General features: G+C 54.1%; 21 protein-coding genes. 3 read left to right on the forward strand and 18 right to left on the reverse strand.

What is annotated here, in order from left to right:
- The first annotated feature begins 28 nt into the window (after positions 1–28).
- Positions 29–547 (forward strand): GspH/FimT family pseudopilin, encoded by a 519-nt coding sequence (locus ACY8FN_RS00415; protein ID WP_463098936.1) that lies wholly within the window; start codon positions 29–31, stop codon positions 545–547.
- A gap of 97 nt (positions 548–644) precedes the next feature.
- A complete protein-coding gene (locus ACY8FN_RS00420; protein WP_463098937.1) occupies positions 645–1,172 on the forward strand; it encodes a GspH/FimT family pseudopilin in 528 nt (175 codons plus the stop codon).
- A gap of 27 nt (positions 1,173–1,199) precedes the next feature.
- Here the strand turns inward: ACY8FN_RS00420 and tapY2 are convergent, their stop codons facing one another.
- The 12 genes from tapY2 to murJ all read right to left on the reverse strand — a co-directional run bounded on the left by tapY2 (position 1,200) and on the right by murJ (position 15,240).
- Positions 1,200–1,481, reverse strand: a complete 282-nt coding sequence (gene tapY2 / locus ACY8FN_RS00425; protein ID WP_101317898.1) for a type IVa secretion system protein TapY2 — start codon at positions 1,479–1,481, stop codon at positions 1,200–1,202.
- Positions 1,478–5,182, reverse strand: a complete 3,705-nt coding sequence (locus tag ACY8FN_RS00430; protein WP_463098938.1) for a pilus assembly protein — start codon at positions 5,180–5,182, stop codon at positions 1,478–1,480. The genes tapY2 and ACY8FN_RS00430 overlap by 4 nt, the downstream gene beginning before the upstream one ends.
- 10 nt (positions 5,183–5,192) lie before the next feature.
- A complete protein-coding gene (tppD, locus tag ACY8FN_RS00435; protein ID WP_463098939.1) occupies positions 5,193–5,630 on the reverse strand; it encodes a type IVa pilus pseudopilin TppD in 438 nt (145 codons plus the stop codon).
- Positions 5,627–6,622: a PilW family protein gene (locus tag ACY8FN_RS00440; RefSeq protein WP_463098940.1), complete on the reverse strand. Its 996-nt coding sequence runs from the start codon at positions 6,620–6,622 to the stop codon at positions 5,627–5,629. The genes tppD and ACY8FN_RS00440 overlap by 4 nt, the downstream gene beginning before the upstream one ends.
- Positions 6,619–7,185 (reverse strand): type IV pilus modification protein PilV, encoded by a 567-nt coding sequence (pilV, locus tag ACY8FN_RS00445; protein ID WP_101317892.1) that lies wholly within the window; start codon positions 7,183–7,185, stop codon positions 6,619–6,621. The genes ACY8FN_RS00440 and pilV overlap by 4 nt, the downstream gene beginning before the upstream one ends.
- Positions 7,186–7,187: 2 nt before the next feature.
- Positions 7,188–7,613, reverse strand: coding sequence for a type IV pilin protein (locus ACY8FN_RS00450; RefSeq protein ID WP_463098941.1), 426 nt, complete (start codon positions 7,611–7,613; stop codon positions 7,188–7,190).
- Between the two features lie 110 nt (positions 7,614–7,723).
- A complete protein-coding gene (ispH, locus tag ACY8FN_RS00455; protein ID WP_463098942.1) occupies positions 7,724–8,659 on the reverse strand; it encodes a 4-hydroxy-3-methylbut-2-enyl diphosphate reductase in 936 nt (311 codons plus the stop codon).
- 79 nt (positions 8,660–8,738) lie between these two features.
- Positions 8,739–9,191, reverse strand: a complete 453-nt coding sequence (fkpB, locus tag ACY8FN_RS00460; RefSeq protein WP_463101112.1) for an FKBP-type peptidyl-prolyl cis-trans isomerase — start codon at positions 9,189–9,191, stop codon at positions 8,739–8,741.
- 8 nt (positions 9,192–9,199) lie between these two features.
- Positions 9,200–9,697 carry a signal peptidase II gene (gene lspA, locus ACY8FN_RS00465; RefSeq protein WP_463098943.1) on the reverse strand — a complete coding sequence of 166 codons (498 nt, stop codon included), beginning with the start codon at positions 9,695–9,697 and terminating at the stop codon, positions 9,200–9,202.
- Entirely contained in the window at positions 9,697–12,558 is a 2,862-nt protein-coding gene (gene ileS, locus ACY8FN_RS00470) for an isoleucine--tRNA ligase (protein WP_463098944.1), read from the reverse strand. Before ileS ends, lspA begins: the two co-directional genes overlap by 1 nt.
- Positions 12,558–13,532, reverse strand: coding sequence for a bifunctional riboflavin kinase/FAD synthetase (gene ribF / locus ACY8FN_RS00475; protein WP_463101113.1), 975 nt, complete (start codon positions 13,530–13,532; stop codon positions 12,558–12,560). Before ribF ends, ileS begins: the two co-directional genes overlap by 1 nt.
- A 145-nt stretch (positions 13,533–13,677) precedes the next feature.
- Positions 13,678–15,240 carry a murein biosynthesis integral membrane protein MurJ gene (murJ, locus tag ACY8FN_RS00480; protein WP_068977385.1) on the reverse strand — a complete coding sequence of 521 codons (1,563 nt, stop codon included), beginning with the start codon at positions 15,238–15,240 and terminating at the stop codon, positions 13,678–13,680.
- A gap of 191 nt (positions 15,241–15,431) precedes the next feature.
- Here murJ and rpsT point away from each other — a divergent pair, with 191 nt between their 5' ends.
- Positions 15,432–15,695 carry a 30S ribosomal protein S20 gene (rpsT, locus tag ACY8FN_RS00485; RefSeq protein ID WP_005892298.1) on the forward strand — a complete coding sequence of 88 codons (264 nt, stop codon included), beginning with the start codon at positions 15,432–15,434 and terminating at the stop codon, positions 15,693–15,695.
- 49 nt (positions 15,696–15,744) lie between these two features.
- Here rpsT and ACY8FN_RS00490 read toward each other — a convergent pair whose 3' ends face one another.
- The 6 genes from ACY8FN_RS00490 to lgt form a co-directional block, all read right to left on the reverse strand.
- On the reverse strand, positions 15,745–16,047 hold the full coding sequence (locus tag ACY8FN_RS00490) for an ArsR/SmtB family transcription factor (RefSeq protein ID WP_068977384.1): 303 nt from the start codon (positions 16,045–16,047) through the stop codon (positions 15,745–15,747).
- 51 nt (positions 16,048–16,098) lie between these two features.
- On the reverse strand, positions 16,099–17,031 hold the full coding sequence (gene nhaR / locus ACY8FN_RS00495) for a transcriptional activator NhaR (protein ID WP_101323635.1): 933 nt from the start codon (positions 17,029–17,031) through the stop codon (positions 16,099–16,101).
- Entirely contained in the window at positions 17,018–17,425 is a 408-nt protein-coding gene (locus ACY8FN_RS00500) for a Rossmann-fold NAD(P)-binding domain-containing protein (protein ID WP_101317880.1), read from the reverse strand. Before ACY8FN_RS00500 ends, nhaR begins: the two co-directional genes overlap by 14 nt.
- Positions 17,422–18,612 carry a Na+/H+ antiporter NhaA gene (nhaA, locus tag ACY8FN_RS00505; RefSeq protein WP_463098945.1) on the reverse strand — a complete coding sequence of 397 codons (1,191 nt, stop codon included), beginning with the start codon at positions 18,610–18,612 and terminating at the stop codon, positions 17,422–17,424. The genes ACY8FN_RS00500 and nhaA overlap by 4 nt, the downstream gene beginning before the upstream one ends.
- A 224-nt stretch (positions 18,613–18,836) precedes the next feature.
- Positions 18,837–19,631 carry a thymidylate synthase gene (thyA, locus tag ACY8FN_RS00510; RefSeq protein ID WP_303845593.1) on the reverse strand — a complete coding sequence of 265 codons (795 nt, stop codon included), beginning with the start codon at positions 19,629–19,631 and terminating at the stop codon, positions 18,837–18,839.
- Positions 19,631–20,455 carry a prolipoprotein diacylglyceryl transferase gene (lgt, locus tag ACY8FN_RS00515; protein WP_101323584.1) on the reverse strand — a complete coding sequence of 275 codons (825 nt, stop codon included), beginning with the start codon at positions 20,453–20,455 and terminating at the stop codon, positions 19,631–19,633. The genes thyA and lgt overlap by 1 nt, the downstream gene beginning before the upstream one ends.
- Positions 20,456–20,497: the final 42 nt, after the last annotated feature.

The following is a 20,497-nucleotide window of genomic DNA, read 5'->3' on the forward strand; positions in this document are numbered from 1 at the left end:
AGTCACGGAACGACAGGCCTCAGCAGATATGAAAAACGCCGGATTTACCCTCATGGAGTTGATGATAGCCATTGCGCTGGGCGTCATTCTGTTGGGGATTGGTATTCCTTCCCTCTCTAACCTGCTTGGCAGCAATAATTTGGCTAGCCAAGAGAAAAGCCTTCTCAACCATTTAAATTACGCCAGACAACAAGCTATCTCTAACCAGCAAACGGTTACTCTCTGCCTGACCACTATCAATAATTCGGTCGAGGAGTGCGTTACTGCCAATCAAAATGGAGCGACCCGGCTGATCGCCTTTATCGATAGTAACAGCGACCAAAAGCTCAATAGTGGCGAAACAACGATTTCGGCAAGTCCCGAGTTTCCCGTAGCACTGGCCATTTCTGCAGATGCACAGGCGCTGCGCTTCACCCCCGATGGCACCATTACGTCTGACAGCGAGGTCATTTTTTCACTCTGTGTAAGCGGTGAAAAAGGCATTGAGATTGAAGTTATGCCTGCCGGACGCGCCCATAGCCAGGCAAGTGGTGCTGTCTGTCCATGAAAAGTTTTAGCTACTGCTAAAACACACAAGAGCAAAAGGATCCATTTCACTCCAATAGCTATGCTTAGAGTCTCTTTTGAACAAGGACTCACTCGGCATGAAAAAACATGGCTTTACCTTACTGGAGTTTTTGATTTCAGTAAGCCTGACCATTATCTTGCTGACCATGGGTCTACCATCATTGGCAAGCCTGATCACCACCAGTGACAGCAACATCTACAGCCGAAACCTTTTGGATCATTTGATCTTCGGTCAACGGCAAGCCATCACGCAGCAACAAACCGTCACCGCATGCCTTGCCACTCCTGTCAGTAACGCCACAACCGAGAGTTGCATAACCGCAAATCAAACCGGCGCCCAACGCATGCTGGTATTTATCGACACCAATCAGGATCGCCAACTCAATATTGCAAGTGGCGATATCTTGCTATCAGCAACAGAACCCTTTCTTGAGAAACATACCGTCACGGCCAATCGACAATTTGTACGCTTTAGCCCGGATGGCACAGCCATAGGCACCAACATGACATTGCAGCTTTGCATCGACCAAACATCACGAGTCGATATCATCGTTTCGCCATCAGGGCGAAGCCGGAGCGAAAAAAAGGGGCTGAGTTGTTCTTAGCCCCTTTGCCCGACGCCATCACCAGATCTATCTGGGTTGAATGTCGTCTTGTTTTTTTGCAGCAGCCAGCGAAAAGGTTGCCGCCAAGGGTACGCACTCGATCACCTCTATCACTGGGCGCACCACCCCATCAATCTCATAACCCTTTAATTTAAAAACCCGGTCCAGATTTGCCTTGCTGGTATCAGCAACCGGCTGCTGCAACACCATCTGCACACCACCTTCCAGAGTGACATAACATTTTATGTCTTCAGTTTGAGCCTGTACCAACAAGGGTAAGCTCACCAGCCAGAGCAGTATGCGTTTCATCCCTGCTCTCCTTCATAGAGATAGATTTTCTTGGGAGACATATCCATCTTCGCCTCCTCTGCGCCTTGTGAACACTCACCTTCAGCGGTACAGCGCTCCGGTTTTCCTTCTGTGAGGATGACCTCCTTGCCCGGCGCACCGCCGATGATCCTGATCCGGCCATCATCCCCACCATGAATAACCAGATCATCAGCAACCTTATTTTGCACCTCTACGTAACGCTGAATAACTTCCTGATTGTTGCTATCCAGCACATATTTGAACGAAGTGCCATAGTGCATATCAATCATATACTGGCGCATGGCACCGATAGATTGAATGGTACATTGCTGGAAATCCTGAACCTGGGGCAGGAAAGAAGTGAAATAGAGCTTGCCTTGTAACACCAAGCCAGCCCCCATGGATTTTTCACCGCTTTCATTGAGCCAGAATTTCCACCCTTGTTTGCTGGTAAGAGCCTTGGTTGTATTAACGATCTGCTCTTCATTCAAACCGGTAAATGGGTCACTGGTCACATCATAGAGGTCGTTCAATGTGATACTTGATGGCACTGATGGCTCAGACGTACCGCCAAACAAGCTCGGACTGACATTGTAGTCACGGAGCATCACATAAACATTATTGGTGATGGCTTCTGAGGAGGGGCGATTACGATCACCACTACCAATCAGCACGGCGTCAAACGGGCGCTCACTGTAGAGATAATTTGTCCCATCATACTTCCAACCTTTATTGATGGTGCGCACCAATACGGGCTGGGTAAAGAAACGGCGGTCATCTTCCAGCTTCTTGGCAGTACCAGTTAAATGGGCATTGCCAAGACTGGCAAACTTGATGGCCGTCCACTTGGATTTTTCTGTCCCCTTCATGTCGATGCGCCAGATCTGACCGCCGGTATCACCCGCATAAACCCGGTCAGAGACACCATCTCCATCGCTGTCCAGCACAGAGACAGCGCCTGGCATGCTATAAACCATGCCTGCAACCTGTTTGTTGGTTGCACTGGCCGCATCCGGGGTAAAGCTGAACAACAGCGTGCCGGCCTCAGCATCCACGATATAAATACCCAACCCTTCGCTGTCTTCAGCCCCCTGGCCCAAATAGCTCTTGGCCTGATCGTAACCTCCAGAGAATATCAGGACCGGCTTATAGGTTTTTTTACCATTGGTTTCTGTGTAATAACCGGGAATAAACGCAACCTCGGGGATCGACCAGGTCTCGCCCAGTTTGCTGAAACCGACGCTGTTTTTATCCAACCGCCACATAAGCGAAGGGGAATCCGGATTGGATATATTCAAAGCATAATAAGCCTTACCACCACCCCGCAGCCCGGTAAATAACCACACCTTGTCACCTTGTGACGACTTGATATGACCATCTTTGACATACTCATTAACCAGCACAGTGGGCGATGAATCTACACCATATAGATGAACCGACGAATCCAGGTTTTCTCGCAGTGCTTTCTGATTAGCGATGAATTGATAAGGCATGGCCGCCCAGCTTTCATCAACCGTGGTGCCGCTGTCTTTGAACATATGCAAGAAGCCGGCATTACTCCCCATCACGATTCGCAGATCAGGAGTGCATGAAGTCTGTCCCGTCGACTTTGTACAACCATAATTGATCACTAATGGCCGAGAATGTAACGGATCACCCAGAATATGATCCCGATTATCTGTTTTATCCTCATCCCGATTCTCATCAAACGCATCGATGCCCTTGGTCCAATTAAGCTGGTCATCCATGCTATCAGCACTATCCAGCTTCATGGCAGTGCGTAGCTGCGCCGCCCCCCCAGCCATGCCCTCAAGAACAGACTTGCTAAAAGGACTTAATGTAATGGTGGAAGGGGGGATCACATAAATATTGCGATTAGTTTTAGCTGCAAGCATCTCCTGCACCCCACCTTCGGCAACCTTGTTACCATCAGTGGTTGAGGACCAATAGGTTTTTGCTGACTCAAGAATTGTTCCGTCACTGGAAATCGCAGGTAATCCTATCTGAGGTTTTCCATCCTTACCTGTATATGGAGTACTGTCTACCACGTAACCTTTATCTGGTGCCAGTACCAGCTTTTTCAAATTCCCCTTCCATCTCGGACCTGCACCGGGTTCAAACATGGCGTAGTAGATATTATTAAGGCTGCGAGTTCGGTCAAAGTTATTGGTAGCGATCGCAGGCGAAACCAGCGAGGTATTCATTTTCAAGATCGCAAGCAATGATGACTTTAACGCTTCGTTAAGTTGTGTTGCATCGGTAGCAGGATAATATTTTCCGCCACCACGACGGGCTGTTTCAGCCAATAGAACGCCAGCCCCCTTAATTGCATCATCACCAAACCCGACGGTAAAGGTAGTGACGGTTTGCTTATTTTTAACTGACGTATTGATATCATTGTTTTTCATATAACCAGCAAGTGCAGCAAGGTAACTTTTATCTTTGCCTGTCCCATAACCGACCGCACCACTATACCCTGGCTTATTAGGGTCAGTCGAACTGTTAAGTAATCCGAATACAAGGCTATCCGCTGCAGTATCATTTGTTGGTGCACCATCCGTCATATAAATGACATAGCCATTATCGGAGCACTTATCGTATGGCGATTTATACTTATTAGCTGTAGGGATTTCGGCATTAGGGTCTCGCTGAGGATTGCGACTCGCATCATCATCGCCAAAGTAGATGTCAAGCCCACCAAAATAGCGATAGGCTTCATACATGGTTTCGCACAAAGGCGTCCATGTCTCCGCCGAAAGGCTATCTGATTTGTCAATAAGATCCTGCGCACCTGTTTTACCGCTAGCCAAGATAGCGTCATTACCCATGATGTGCCTAATGATACGACCACCATTTTTATTGGTACTGCCGTTACCATCATTTTGGTTAAACACCGCAAGGCCAAAGTCTACCGCTGGCGTAGAGCGAACCAACTCCCTCAGCGCCTGTTTGGCTACATTTAGTCTCGATGTGGTAATAGTGGAGGGTGCATGATACCAACGCAAATAGTTGGCGGTATATATGGTCAGCACTTCTGTTCCACCCGTATTCGGGGCGACAGGAGTAGTACTATCAACCCATGGAATATTAATATTAGTGTTGTTTGATCTATTTACAGGGTAACCTTTAGTAGTTCCTGAGACAGACTGATATGAGCCGGTAAAACCGCTATTATCATTGTTTTTTGCTGAAATATCCTGTTGACAATCCACTATATTGGTTGTGTTGGACGCATAGTTCTTTAATGGCTTCCACTCTCCTTTCCTTTTAGCTCCAGTGCCAGACACCTCATAATTCCAATAGACAGATGAGAATATTCCAATTTGGTTAAGAGGCTCCCGAGATGTGGCACAAGCATTTTTACTCGTTGAGAACCGTCTGGTATTGTTACTATCTAACGTTTGAGGGGGAGTTCCATTTGTTGAGTAATAGAGAACACTGTTACTCCCATCATCATATGCCAATCTTGGATAAGGAAATTCAGGGTCATACTCTTCCTTTCCTAGCAAAGTTGTTTCGCCCATACTTCCTGAATTATCGAATATAAATAGAACCTTTGGCCGAAAATCCCCCGCTTTAGCAAAATCATAAATAAACAATTCGGTATCATCGGAATAACCTGTCCCTACTGCTAAAGATGTCCCTGATATTCCGCAACACAATACCAGCAAGCTTGTAAACAAACAGTTCCTTATGTTCATTACTGGCTCCCTAATTGGCACTGAGCAAGGGTTGTTCTACCCCAGCAGTAAAGGTCATTTGGCTATTCACCTTGCCATAAGCACTGGATGTGGTGGCCTCAGCATAACGACAAGCTGGCGTTACATTCTGGCTACTGGCTTCAAATTTGCGTTTGCATACACTTTCTGTATTGACTGTCAAGGTTGTAGCTGGAGTGGTAGTGCCTATTGCAGCGGAAACCCCAATAGCCTGCATAGCAATTTGTGTTGAGAGAGAAGTATCGCTCAATGCAGACTCCAGAGTACCTTCAACTTCGTGCTCCGCCCTTTGCAAACTGGCACTGGAACCCGCCATCTTCAGACTCATACCGCTAGATTGCATCACCACTACCGCAATCAGAGTCAAGGGAACAAGAATAACCAGTGCAACAATCAATGCTACACCCTGGTTTTTTTTAACCAATCTCATGTTCCACCTCGGGTGGTTATTTTTTGATTGCGTAATGCAATACTGCTTTCCAAGAGCAGACGGCGATAACCATCACCACCACCATTAACCGTAATATTACCGAGTTGATAGCTATTGTTATTCTTATAGCGACTTGACTCCCGAGCAGCTCTAATCAGCAAGAAAAGCCGAGCCCCCAATACTCGCCCCTCATTCCAGCGCTGTGTTGTCATTTGGTCCGTTGACATATATCTGTCTATACGTCCATCAGGGATCAAGGAATCGTCAACTCCATACATCAGAACCATATGTTCAACGCCTTCGGCCATAGCACCACCAATCAGAGAAGAACCACCATTGACGGTCAAATAGCGCTTGCGTAAGACAGGAATACCATCTTCTTGTGAAAGGTAATAAATATAGTGCTGGTATTCCCAGACCTGGCTCTCATTATTGGCACCAAAGAGTGGTCTGGTTTCGCTTCCCTTGATGACTCTCGCCTCCTGACTATTGGCTGCCATATAAAAGCGGTTTGTATTCAATCCCTCTGATGCTGGTATAGGACGCCCTACCAGTCGCTTGATACTGATTACATCGGAGTTTGCCACTCGGTCGTTGGCATCAATACAAGTAAAACCACTCAATCCTTTGCTTGCGGAAACCCGTGAAACCCAAAGCCCGCGAATTGACCCAAGAGGTGATGGCAAACTACCGACAGAGCGCTCATCCAGACAATCACTGGCTGATAAAATGGTACTGCCAGTGCTGAGCGACAGTGAGGAGCCAACTTGTGTTGACTGGCCGGTATAAGCTCCAAAAAAACCAGCCCATTTGATATCCTGGCTAATCAGCCGAATGGCCAATCGACCATTTTCCTGTAATTCACTTTGATCAAAGGCATCTTCAGAGCTGGAGCGAGACATTACAAAGACCGAAAAAACTCCCGCCAATAAGAACAGCCCCATCGTCATGGAGATAAGCCATTCAACCAGAGTAAATCCATGAGATTTCATAAGGTTGTCGTCAAAATAAACTGACGCCTCGCTGCATCGCTTGTTTTAGATAACTTACACTCGTTGATCAGCGTCACTGCCGCAGCGGCAGCCCCCCCATCAGATATCTCTTGTTTGCCAGCCCAGAATATCCCGACCGCCAGCACATTATTGGCCCGCCGCACCACGCAGCCTATAGGTGAATTCAAGGAAGATGCCGCACCCGAAACACTGGCCCCAAGCAAGGCTTGTTGCCAGTAGTGAAGGTCGGCATTACGTAAATCTGCAGCACTGCAATTACTGATAGTGCCATCTTCCGATGCGCAAGTCGGTCGAGTTAAATTAGAGGCAAGACCTACCGCTGCAGAGCTTTCTTCACTCCAGCTGTCCCTGTTGATCCGCACCCGCTCGACCATATCGTTAGCCAGCCAGCTGGCGATGGTACGCTGGCGAGCTTCATAACTGGCAAATTTGGAATGGGTTTGCAAGGCAACCAGACCGAGCAGCCCCAGCGACAGGATCACCGCAGTGATCATCACTTCTAATAGGCTAAATCCGGCAGATGAAATAATCGATGATTTCATATTCACTCCCAACACCCATCAACTGGATTACCGGCCTGATCTTCGGCATTTTTTTCATTTTTATTGTTACCTTGATTAATCATTAATTTAAAACAGCGACTATCGGCCTCCTGAGCTCCCGAGGCGATCGCCGTCAACTTGAAGTTAGGGCTAGGAATTCCTGCGGAAATACTAATTTCTAAGCTATAGCGGGCATCGGGCTCAAGCACGATACTTAAGTCTGCAATCGACGAGGCATACCGGTTAAAATCCATAAAATAGGTTTCCTGCCTATTCGCGGCATCCAGCAGCATTTTTTTTGCTTCGACACGGTGACTACTCAGCACATATTGCTGATAAGAGGGGTAAGCGATGGTGCCGAGAATCGCCACAATGGCGACGACAATCATCAGCTCAATAAGAGAAAAACCACGAAAGTATCCAATCATATCCCATCCTTGGTGACTGACTGCTAGATAAGTTTAACGCCGAGCCTGTCACTAGAACAAACCCGGCGTCATCATCATTGCACTTTATTCTTAAGCCTTCCTGGCTGCACTCAAATTATTCTAAGTTCGGGAGGAACCTCAAACACCACATTCTCTTCACGACCAGGATGCTCGGCAACCGCCTTGCCACCCAGCTCACGCAAACGGGCGACAACTTGCTGTACCAACACATCTGGTGCAGAGGCCCCAGCGGTCACGCCGATGGCGTTAATGCCAGTGAGCCAAGCCGCCTCAATCATGGTGGCATCATCGATCAAATAGGCTGTGGTACCCACCTTCTCCGCCAGCTCGCGCAACCGGTTAGAGTTGGATGAATTGCGAGATCCCACCACCAGCATTAAATCCACCAGCCCCGCCATCTCCCGCACCGCATCCTGACGGTTCTGGGTGGCGTAGCAGATGTCGTCCTTGCGCGGCCCCTGGATCTTGGGGAAGTGCTGGCGCAGCGCATCGATCACGTCAGAAGTCTCATCCACACTCAGGGTGGTCTGGGTGACAAAGCAGAGGTCATCCGGATTCTTCACCTTGAGCTTGGCCACATCGGCCGGTGTCTCCACCAGATACATGCCACCTTCGCGATTCTCGTACTGCCCCATGGTCCCGATCACCTCAGGGTGACCTGCATGACCGATCAGCACAGCCTCGGAGCCCTTGCGGCTAGCGCGATGAACCTCCATATGCACCTTGGTCACCAGCGGACAGGTAGCATCGAACACCTTGAGGGCGCGAGATTTGGCCATCTCGCGCACCGACTTGGCCACGCCGTGAGCGGAGAAGATAACGATGCTGTCATCCGGCACCTCGTCCAGCTCCTCGACGAATACCGCCCCCGCATCCTTCAGCTTGTTCACCACATAGCGGTTATGCACCACCTCGTGACGGACATAGATGGGGGCGCCGAACTTCTCCAGCGCGCTCTCGACAATGCTGATGGCGCGATCGACACCAGCGCAGAAACCACGAGGATTAGCGAGCAGAATATCCATTAGTACACCTCACTCATGCCGATGGCGCGATCAACATCAACACGACAAAAACCACCAGAGTCAGCGAGCAGAATATCCATTAGTGCACCTTCTCCTCGTCATCAACGCCCAGGATCTCCACCTCGAAGGTGACGGTATGACCAGCCAACGGGTGGTTGAAATCGACCGTCACCGACAGCCCTGCCACCGCCCGGATGATGCCCGGCAGCTCGCTGCCATTAGGCTGATCGAACAGTATGATGGTGCCGACTTTCGGCTCCACATCGGCGCCAAACTTGGCACGGTCGAGATGGTAGATGTTGTCGGGATTGGAGAGGCCAAACGCCTGCTCCGGCGCCAGGGTAAAGCTCTTGCTCTCCCCTTCACGCAAGCCCAGCAGGCACTGCTCGAAGGTGGACGTCAGGCTGCCATCACCCATCCGCAAACGGGCCGGTTTGCCCTGCAGCGCAGTGCTGTCGGCCACCGAGCCATCTTCCAGCTTGATGGAGAAGTGAAACAGCACGCTGCTGTTGGCTGTAATCTCAGCGACGATAGGCTGACTCATGCCACCTCCTCCTTCTCGGAGCGGAAGCCTTCCAGCACTATCATGGCAGCCCCGATAAAGATGAAGCTGTCAGCCAGATTGAACGCTGGCCAGTGGGAACGCTGCCAATAAAAGTCGAGGAAATCGACCACATGGCCCAGCACCAGTCGATCAAATACGTTGCCAAGGGCGCCGCCGATGATCAGGGAATAGGCGATGCCGCTCCAACGCTGGGTCACCGACTGCTTGCGCAGCCAGTGGATCAGCAGACCACAGATGGCAAACGCCAGCACCGCGAAGAACCAGCGCTGCCAGCCCCCCTGATCAGCCAGAAAGCTGAATGCCGCGCCCTTGTTGTAGACATGGACCAGATTGAAAAAGGGGGTGATCTCCACCCCCGGGTAACCAAATGGCAGCAACTTGACCACGGCGAGCTTGCTCGCCTGGTCCAGTACAAAGGCCAGCACCGCCAGCCACAGCCAACGCAGGCCGGTTTTATGTTGGGTCATGTTCATCAGGCAAATTGACGAGTTTCGCCGTCACCCTCAACGTTGGTCACACAGCGACCGCAAATCTCTTCGTGACCGGCGATGGTGCCGACGTCTTCCACATGGTGCCAGCAGCGGTCGCACTTGGCGGCAGCAGACTGGGCTACGCAGAGCCACAGGTCATCACGCTCGGTCGCCACAGAGCCTTCCGGTGCAGTGTCAGCCACCACCACCTTGGCCTTGGAGGTGAGCAGCACGAAGCGCAACTCATCGGCCAGGGCGTTCAGGCGAGCGGCTAGCTCCGGCTTGGCGAACAAGGTCAACTCGGCCTGCAGGGAGCCACCGATGCGCTTCTCGCCACGGGCCACTTCCAGTGCCTTGTTCACTTCACCGCGAACGGTGAGGATCTCGGCCCAGAAATCGTCGTTGAGGGTTTCACCCGCAGCCAGCCCGAACAGGCCGTCATACCACTCTTCGGTGAAGACGAACTCGCCGCGCTCACCGGGCAGCAGTGCCCAGATCTCATCAGCGGTGAAGCTCATGATCGGCGCCATCCAGCGCACCATGGCCTCGACGATGTGATAGAGAGCAGTCTGGCAGGAGCGACGGGCCAGGCTGTCAGCCTTGGCGGTGTACTGACGATCCTTGATCACATCCAGATAGAAGGAGCCCATCTCGATGGAGCAGAACTGCATCAGCTTCTGGGTCACACCGTGGAAGTTGTACTCGTCGAATGCCGCCATGATCTCGGCCTGCACCGCTTTAGCACGACCCACAGCCCAGCGATCCACCACCACCATGTCGGCAGGCGCCACCATGTCGGTCGCCGGATTGAAGCCGTTCAGGTTGGCCAGCAGGAAGCGGGCGGTGTTGCGGATGCGACGATAGGCATCGGCAGAGCGTTTGAGGATCTCGTCAGAGACCGTCATCTCGCCGGTATAGTCAGTGCTCGCTACCCACAGACGCAGGATGTCGGCGCCCAGCTTGTTCATCACGTCCTGCGGGCTGACCACGTTACCGATGGACTTGGACATCTTGCGACCCTGGCCATCCACGGTGAAGCCGTGGGTCAGCACCTGGTTGTAAGGCGCCTTGTTTTTCATCGCCACGCCGATCATCAGGGAGGACATGAACCAGCCACGGTGCTGGTCAGAACCTTCCAGATAGAGGTCGGCTGACTTGCCGTTGAACTCGGGACGAGCATCCACGACAGAGGAGTGAGTGGAACCTGAGTCGAACCAGACGTCCAGGGTGTCAGGCACCTTGTCGTACATGTCGGCATCGCTGCCCAGCAGCTCGGCCTTATCCAGATCCCACCATGCCTGGATGCCGGACTGCTCGACCCGCTTGGCCACCTCAAACATCAGGCGCACAGATTCGGGGTGCAGCGCCTGAGTCTCTTTGTGGACGAACAGGGAGATAGGCACGCCCCAGGTACGCTGACGGGAGATACACCAGTCCGGACGGTTCTCGACCATCGCCTGAATACGGTTCTTACCCCAGGCAGGCACCCAGCCGCTCTGGCCTTGTTGGGCGATACCGTCCTTCTCGATACGCTCGATCTCTTCCAGCGCGCGCTGGCGCAGACCTTTCTGCTCCATGCTGATGAACCACTGCGGGGTGGCACGGAAGATGATCGGGGTCTTGTGGCGCCAGCAGTGCGGGTAGGAGTGGTTGAAGACCTTGTGATGCAGCAGGGCACCGCGCTCGGTCAGCACCTCGACCACAGAGGCGTTGGCCTTGAAGACATGCTGGCCAGCAAACAGCTCGGTATCTGGCAGATACACGCCGTTGCTACCCACCGGGTTAGCCACTTCCAGACCGTACTTCTGACCGACTACAAAGTCTTCCTGACCGTGGCCAGGGGCGGTGTGCACGGCGCCGGTACCGGCATCCAGGGTGACGTGGTCACCCAGCACAACCGGCACATCGAAGCTATAGAAAGGGTGGTTGAAGCGCAGCAGCTCAAGCGCCGCACCCTTGGCGTAACCCAGGTTATGGAAGCGCTCGATACCAGCACGATCCATCACATCCTTGACCAGTTCAGCGGCCAGGATCAGACGCTCCGGGTGCTCGCCTTCAACTTGGACCAACGCATAATCGAGGTCGGCGTGCATGGCGATGGCACGGTTGGCTGGCAGGGTCCACGGGGTAGTGGTCCAGATCACCGCAGAGATCGGGCCCTTGCCGGTGTGGCCTTCGGCGCAATCAAACTTGGCGGCCACGGTCGCCTCGTCAACGGCCTTGAAGCGCACGTCGATGGAGGGGGAATTCTTGTCGTAGTACTCCACTTCGGCCTCTGCCAGCGCAGAGCCACAGTCGGTACACCAGTGCACCGGCTTGGAGCCTTTGTGCAGGTGGCCGTTTTCAACAATCTTGGCCATGGAGCGGATGATGTTGGCTTCGGTGCCAAAATCCATGGTCAGGTAGGGGTTGTCCCAGTCACCCAGCACGCCCAGACGGATGAAGTCGGTCTTCTGTGCGTCGATCTGGGTCTTGGCGTACTTGCGGCACTCGGCGCGAAATTCGGCAGCGGAGACTTTCACACCTGGCTTGCCAACCATGCCTTCTACTTTCAGCTCGATGGGTAGACCGTGGCAATCCCAACCCGGTACATAGGGGGAGTCGAAACCGGAGAGGCCCTTGGACTTGATGATGATGTCTTTGAGGATCTTGTTGACCGAGTGACCGATGTGAATATTGCCGTTCGCATAGGGGGGGCCGTCATGCAAAATGAAAGAAGGCTTGCCCGCTTTGGCGCGGCGAATAGCGCCGTAGAGATCCTGATCGTACCAACGTTTCAGCATGTTGGGTTCGCGCTTGGCCAGATCGCCACGCATCGGAAACTCGGTTTCCGGCAGATTCAGGGTGTGTTTATAGTCGCTCATCAGTCCTGGGTTCCCTTCTTTTCTAAAAGAGTGCTGGGTAAATTGAATTGTGGCAGCCCGAACCAGGCTCGGGCTGCCAGGGCATCTCGTTCGATCTGCTCTTTCAAGGCAGTGAAAGAGGCAAACTTCTGCTCTTCGCGCAGCTTGTGGCGAAGCAGCACCTTGACCTGTTGACCATATAGATCACCAGAAAAATCAAATAGATGTACTTCCAATCTGGCTTGTGTACCGCTCAAGGTCGGCCGTACACCCACATTGGCTACACTGGGGAAGGTCTTGCCGGAACATATCACTTCCACCGCAAACACGCCACCGACCGGGATCACCTGGCGCTTGAGGGCCAGATTGGCGGTGGGAAAACCTATGGTGCGCCCCAGCTTGTCGCCGTGGGCCACCCGGCCGCTGATGGTATAGGGGCGGCCGAGCATCAGCTCCACTTCCGCCATCCGGCCCGCTTTGAGCGCCTCGCGTACGAGTGTGCTGCTGACCCGCTGCCGTTCGAGCTGGAAGCTCTGAGTACTGATCACCTCGAACCCGAAGCGATGGCCCGCCTCCTCCAGCAGATGGAAGTCCCCTTGCCGTCCCTTGCCGAAACGAAAGTCGTCACCGACCACCAGATAGCGCACCCCGAGCTTGTCCACCAACAACTGCTCGATGAAGGTCGAAGCAGCCTGCTCGGCAAAGCGCTGGCTAAAGCGCACGCAGAGCAGCCGGTCAATATCCAGCCCTTGCAGTGCTTCGTACTTCTCTCGCAACCGGCTAAGGCGAGCTGGTGCATCACTACCGGCGAACAGCTCCAGCGGCTGCGGTTCGAACAACATGACACAGGCAGGCAATCCCAGTCGGGCCGCTTTCGCCTTGAGACGTGCCAATACCGCATGGTGACCCTGATGAACCCCATCAAAGTTGCCAATGGTCAATACACATCCCCGGTGGCGGGGTTTGAGATTGTGAATGCCGCGAATAAGCTCCATCAGTGCCTTGTGCGTTGCTGCCATGGAAATCGGCGGATTATATAACAGGCAGCAGGCAGGGTCAGCCCTCATGGTCCTATTTCAGCTATCTGGAGCAAATCGCACGCACCAGTGACACATTCCCGCATCGCCCCCAGGGCCACAGCTACTGCTGACCAGCTTTAAGATGTCGTGGTCTAACACCCAGCACCAGCAGCACAGCGGCATAGAGCCCGGCACCCAGCACCAGCAGCATGGTCAGCTGCAAACTGGCCTTGCCCATGCTCCACGCCCCCCACTGGGCGAGATCCGGCGACAGATAGGCAAGCAGCCCCCCCATCAATACCGTTGCTACCAGCAACTTGAGACAGAACACCCCGGTATTGCGGGAAGGACGGTAAACATCCTGCTGATACAACCCCTTGAACAGCAGTGCCGCATTCAGGGTACCGGAGCAGGCGGTCGAGAGCGCCAGCCCCACATAACCGAGCGGAAAGATGAATGCGATGTTGCACACCATGTTGGCGATCATCGACATCACCCCGATCCGCACCGGCGTTCGGGTATCCTGACGGGCGTAATAGCCCGGTGCCAGCACCTTGATCAGCATCAGGGAGAGCAGACCGGTGGTGGACGCCAGCAAGCTGGCGCTGGACATGGCTACCTCATGCATGCCGAACTCACCGCGCATGAACAGCACCCGCAGAATGGGCTCGCGCAGCACCGCGATGCCGACCATGGCAGGCAATCCAAGCAACATCACCATCCGCACGCCCCAATCCATGGTGCGGGAGAAGTCGGCCGGGTCAGCATCCACATGCTTCTTGGCCAGCGCAGGCAGGATCACGGTACTGATCGCCACCGCAAACAGGCCGAGGGGAAACTCCAGCAGGCGATCCGAGTAATAGAGATAGCTGATGGCGCCGGTGGCGAGGAAGGAAGCCAGCATGGTGTTGATCAACAAGTTGATCTGACTGACCGAGACGCCAAACAGCGCCGGGATCATCAGGGTGCGAATTTTCACCACCCCGGGGTGATGCCAGCCCCACTTGGGCCACACCAGCATGTTGATCTGGCGCAGGAAGGGATACTGGAACAGGAACTGCACCAGACCACCCAGAAAGACACCGATGGCGAGGGCTATCTCTGGCCGATCCATCAGGGGCGCTATCCACCAGGCTGCCGCAATCATGGTGAGATTGAGAAACACCGGCGTGAACGAGGAGACCCCGAAGCGGCCAAAGGTGTTGAGGATGGCCCCCGCCATGGCGGTAAAGGTGATGAACCAGAGATAGGGGAAGGTAATTTTGAGCATCAGGCTGGCCAGCTCGAACTTCTCGGCCGCTGGCCCGCCATGCAGCCAGTCCCAGAACCAACCCCAGCCAAACAGTGCGGTCAGCACACCCGAACCCAGCACCCCGAGCAGGGTGACCACAGTCACTATGCCCCCCAGCGTACCCGCCACCGCGGCCAGCAATTCACGCACTTCGCGCTCGTCGCCATTTTTCTTGTACTCCGTCATCACGGGGACAAAAGCCTGGTTGAAAGCACCTTCAGCGAACAATCGGCGCAAAAAGTTAGGGATGCGATTGGCAAAGAAGAAGACATCGGCGGCCACACCTGCACCGAGCAGATTGGCGATGACAACATCACGAACCAAGCCCATTACACGGGACACCAGGGTCATTCCGGACACTATCATGCCGGATTTGATCAATTTCTTACTCAAGACGAGGCCTCTGGAACTGTCAGAATGAAAAGAATGCTGCTAGAATCGGCCGACAGTTTAACCGCCTCCCAACTGACACACCACCGGGAGGCGGTGTTTATTTGCACAAATCATTTGACATTATGTGGTTGAGAAGGCATATTTCCGGGCCTTTTCAATACACTCGCTAAGACAGTTTTAGGAGTTTTACCTTGGCTAACATCAAATCTGCTAAGAAGCGCGCGATTCAGTCAGAGAAACGTCGTCAACACAACGCCAGCCGTCGTTCAATGACCCGTACCTATCTGAAGAAAGTAATTGCTGCAATCGCTTCTGGCGACAAAGCTGCCGCTGTAGCCGCTTTTGCTACCGCTCAGCCGATCATGGATCGCATGGCTACTAAAGGCCTGATCCACAAGAACAAAGCTGCTCGTCACAAGAGCCGCCTGTCTGCCCAGATCAAAGCTATGGCTTAATCAGCCTCGGCTGACTTACGCTAAAAAAACCGGCCTTCGTGCCGGTTTTTTATTTATCTGCGCTGCAATAAAGTCGATGCAGCAAACTGATCACCTCACGCACCTCATGGCTGCGCAGCGAATAGTAGACCGTCTGAGCCTCTTTACGCGTCGTCACCAGCTCATCCCGCCGCAGCAATGCCAGATGCTGTGACAAGGCTGACTGACTCAATCCCAACCGCTCGTTGAGCTCCCCCACCGACAGCTCCCGCTCCAGCAATTGGCACAAGATAAACAGCCGCCGTTCATTGGCCAGCGCCTTGAGCAAGGCCACCGCTTGACTCGCATTGGCCTCCATCTCTTCAAGTTGCATCACATCTCTCCTCTGCCGCTTATCGCCAATGATACGTGCTGACGCATCGTTTTAAAACGACAGGGTCGTTGGCTGAATGGTCGAGAAGTTCTCCTGCCCGGCAAACAGGAAGGTAAAGTCACTCTCGCACACCCGTTTAACCGCCGGGTGCTGGATCATCCGCTCAGCGAAGATAACGTAGTACTCTTCCATCAAATCCAGGGTTTCACCGATTAACATGACGCCTTCCCCTTCCAGGATCTCCTCCCGATAGATGGTGGGAGCCATGAAAATTCCTTGATTGAAGAAACCAAAGGCCTTCATCAACGCCGCATCATCAAACTCGCCAAGAATACTGGGCGACACCCCCTGCTGCTCGAACCACTGGGTCAGCTGACGACCCATGGCGGTACGGCGACCGGGGATCAGCAGCTTGCGCTCCTCCAGACAGGCAGGAAAGGGCTTCTCGGGCAGTGGCGCCTTGCAGAAGAAGCTGACGCCACAGCCCCCCAATCGCTTGGAGAGCAGCCCCGCATGCTGGCTGGAATCCACCGGGCAGTCAGAGAGGATCATATCGAGCTTGTGCTCGCTCAGCTGCTCCAGCAGCAGCTCGTGAGTCGATTCGAAGCAGCGCAGGTGGATGGAGCCATCATTGGGGATGACGGAGAGCAGCACGCGGCTGGCAAGGCGCTTGGAGAGGGCATCGGCAATACCGACGTCAAAGAGGATCTGGCTCTCCTTGCGGTAGTTGACGATATCGAGCATCTCGTAGGAGAGGCTGAACATCTTGTCGGCATAGCGAAACACCAGCTGACCCAGCTCGGTCGCTTCGAGGGTACGCCCTTTGCGCTTGAGTAACTTGCCACCGAGCCGCTGCTCCAGCAGCTTGATCTGTCCGGTGACCGTTTGCGGGGTCAAAAAAAGGGCTTCCGCTGCCTGGGTAACGGAGCCCTTCTTCTGAGTCATCCAGAAATAGTAGAGATGGTTGTAGTTAAGGTGTGACATCCGATGGGGTTCCCGCTGGTCGCGGACTCCGGTAGCAGCTGAGTTCAACCGCCAGAATGTCATACATGTCGCTAACCGAGTCAACCTTGTTCGCGCCAAACTGCTCCATCAGGCTGGCCTTTAGCCGTGCCTTGTCCGGCATTCGCTCAGCGCAATAGCGTTTGTTGGAATGTTTGACCATTTCGCCAGCCCGACTGCTGAGAGCCCGCTCGGAAAAAGTCTCGCCAAAGCGAGCCTTGGCCTGCTTGTCCCCCAGCAGCAGGGCGCTATCAACCACCCCGTTCAGATAGGCAGAGCAGTTCGCCGAGGCGGCGTCCTGCTTGCAATCCTCCAGCCCACCGGCCAGTGCCATGGGGCTCAGCAACAACATCAACAACCCTGTCTGTATTCTCATAATCCCTCCGAACGCTGATCTCCTTCACCTTTAGGTAACGAAGCCCGCAATGCCAGATACCCCACGACAGCGGCGACAGTGGAACCAACCAGGATCCCCAACCGCGAGTAGCTACCGTAGTCCAGGCCGCCGTGCTCAAACGCCAGCGACGCAATAAACATCGACATGGTGAACCCGATACCACAGAGGATACTGACCGCAAAAATCTGCTTGAAATTAACTCCCCGTGGCAATTGGGCGATACCCAATTTCACGGCCAACCAACTGATGGTGAACACCCCGAGTGGCTTGCCGATACACAGCCCCAGCATGATGCCCATCGGTACCGGGCTCATCAGCGCAGACAGACCAATACCGTCCAGCGAGACCCCTGCGTTGGCGAAGGCAAACAACGGCAGGATCAGGTAGGCGCTCCAGGGGTGCAATGAATGTTCCAGATGCTTGAGCGGCGAGGCATAGCGCTTGCCCTTAAGCGGGATCATGAAACCCACGACTACGCCGGCCAGGGTCGCATGAACGCCAGACTTGAGCACCGCCACCCAGAGCACCAGACCGACCAGCATGTAGAGGCTGATCCTGTCCTCACCACGGCGATTCATCCAGAACAGGGTGATGGTTGCCAGAATACCGATGGCCAGCGCCTCCAGCGACAGCTGCTGGGTATAGAAGAGCGCGATGATGATGATGACGCCGAGGTCATCCATGATGGCCAGCGCCAGCAGGAACACCTTGAGGCTCACCGGCACCCGCTTGCCGAGCAGCGCCATCACCCCGAGGGCAAAGGCGATGTCGGTCGCAGCCGGAATCGCCCAGCCAGCACGGGCTACTTCATCGGAATAGTTGAAAAAGGAGTAGATCAAGGCCGGAGCCAGCATGCCGCCCACCGCCGCAATGGCCGGGAAGGTCGCCTGCACTCGGGTGGAGAGCGCCCCTTCCAGCATTTCACGCTTCACTTCCAGGCCAACCAGCAGGAAGAAGATCGCCATAAAGCCATCGTTGATCCACAGCAGCAGCGGCTTGTTGATGTCGAGGGCCGCGATGCGCACCTGCACCGGCGTGTCGAGAAACGCCTGATACCCGCCAGCCAGCGCGGTATTGGCTAAAATCATCGCCAGCATGGCCGCCATGATCAGAATAATTCCGGAGGCGGCCTCCAGCTTCAGGAACTTTTTGATTACGTCACTCATGGTTAAATTTTCCACCGTATTGCTTTGATTCGAGTCTATATCCTGCAACAACCAATGGAAAATCGTTTCTTGCTGCTCAACACAACGAAAAAACCGAAGGCAAAATAGAACATACCTGCTATAAGCAGGTTTTCGCCTTGTCTCTGGCTACCGTCTTATTAATCAATAAAGTGAATTTTCAATTATTTAGCTGCATAAAAAAGGCGCCCTGAGGCGCCTTTCGATCAGATGGCGACGGGCGCCTTGATCCCGGGATGGGGGTCATAACCCTCAATCTCGAAATCCTCGAACTTGTAGTCGAAGATGGAGTCGGGTTTGCGCTTGATCACCAGTTGCGGCAGCGGACGCGGCTCGCGAGAGAGCTGCAGCGCGGTCTGCTCCATGTGGTTGGAGTAGAGGTGCACATCACCGCCGGTCCAGACGAAATCACCCACTGCCAGGTTGCACTGCTGGGCCATCATGTGGGTCAGCAGGGCGTAGCTGGCGATGTTGAACGGCAGGCCGAGGAACACATCACAGCTGCGCTGGTAGAGCTGGCAGGAGAGCTTGCCGTCCGCCACATAGAACTGGAAGAAGGCGTGGCAGGGGGCCAGCGCCATCTTGTCCAGCTCGCCCACGTTCCAGGCTGAAACGATGATGCGGCGGGAATCCGGGTTGTGCTTGATGTCATCCACCGCTTTCTGGATCTGGTCGATGACAGACCCATCGGCCGCAGGCCAGGAGCGCCACTGAGCGCCGTAAACCGGCCCCAGCTCGCCATTCTCGTCGGCCCACTCATCCCAGATGCTGACGCCGTTTTCCTTCAGATAAGCGGTATTGGTATCGCCATTGAGGAACCAGAGCAGCTCGTGAATGATGGAGCGCAGGTGGCACTTCTTGGTGGTCACCAGCGGGAAACCTTCCGCCAGATTGAAGCGCATCTGATGGCCGAACAGGGAGACGGTACCGGTACCGGTACGGTCTGACTTGATGGTGCCCTCATCGAGGATCTTCTGCATCAGGTCGAGATAAGCTCGCATTATTTCGCCTCCTTCACGGCATTACCGAACAACTGCGGGCGCTTATAGGCAACCCAGATCATCAGGGCACCAACCACTATCATCGGGGTGGAGAGGATCTGGCCCATGCTGATCTCCTGGAAGTAGAGACCGAGCTGGCTATCCGGCTGGCGCACAAACTCCACCAGGAAGCGGAACAGGCCGTAGAACAGCAGGAACATGCCGGAGATGGCGCCGCGCGGCGGGTTCTTGCGCCAGAACAGGTTGAGAATGATGAACAGCACCACCCCTTCCAGTGCGAACTGGTAGAGCTGGGAAGGATGACGCGGCTCGGAGCCCGCCTCCGGGAAGATGATGGCCCAAGGCACATCGGTGACCCGCCCCCACAACTCGCCGTTGAGGAAGTTGCCGATCCGGCCAACGCCGAGACCAAACGGAATGAGCGGTGCCACAAAGTCAGCCACGGTAAAGAAGTGGCGCTTGGTTTTGTGGGCAAACCAGATCATCGCGGTGATCACCCCGATCAGACCACCGTGGAACGACATACCGCCGGTCCAGATCTTGAACAGGTAGGTGGGATCTGCGAGGAAGAGATCGAAGTTGTAGAACAGCACGTAACCGACACGGCCACCGAGGATCACCCCGAGGAAACCGTAGAACAGCAGATCCGACACCTCGTTGCGGGTCCAGCCGCTGTTGGGCGCATCGGCGCGACGGCCGGCAAGCCACATGGCAAAAGCGAAACCAAACAGGTACATGAGACCATACCAGCGTACCGATAGTGGTCCCAAACTGAATGCTACGGGATCAATCTGCGAGAAAACCCAATATCCATCGTGCTGCATATGCGGCCCCAGTCATAAGAAAAGCCGCATTTTCCGATCATT

This window comes from Aeromonas sp. 160P, from assembly GCF_055193095.1.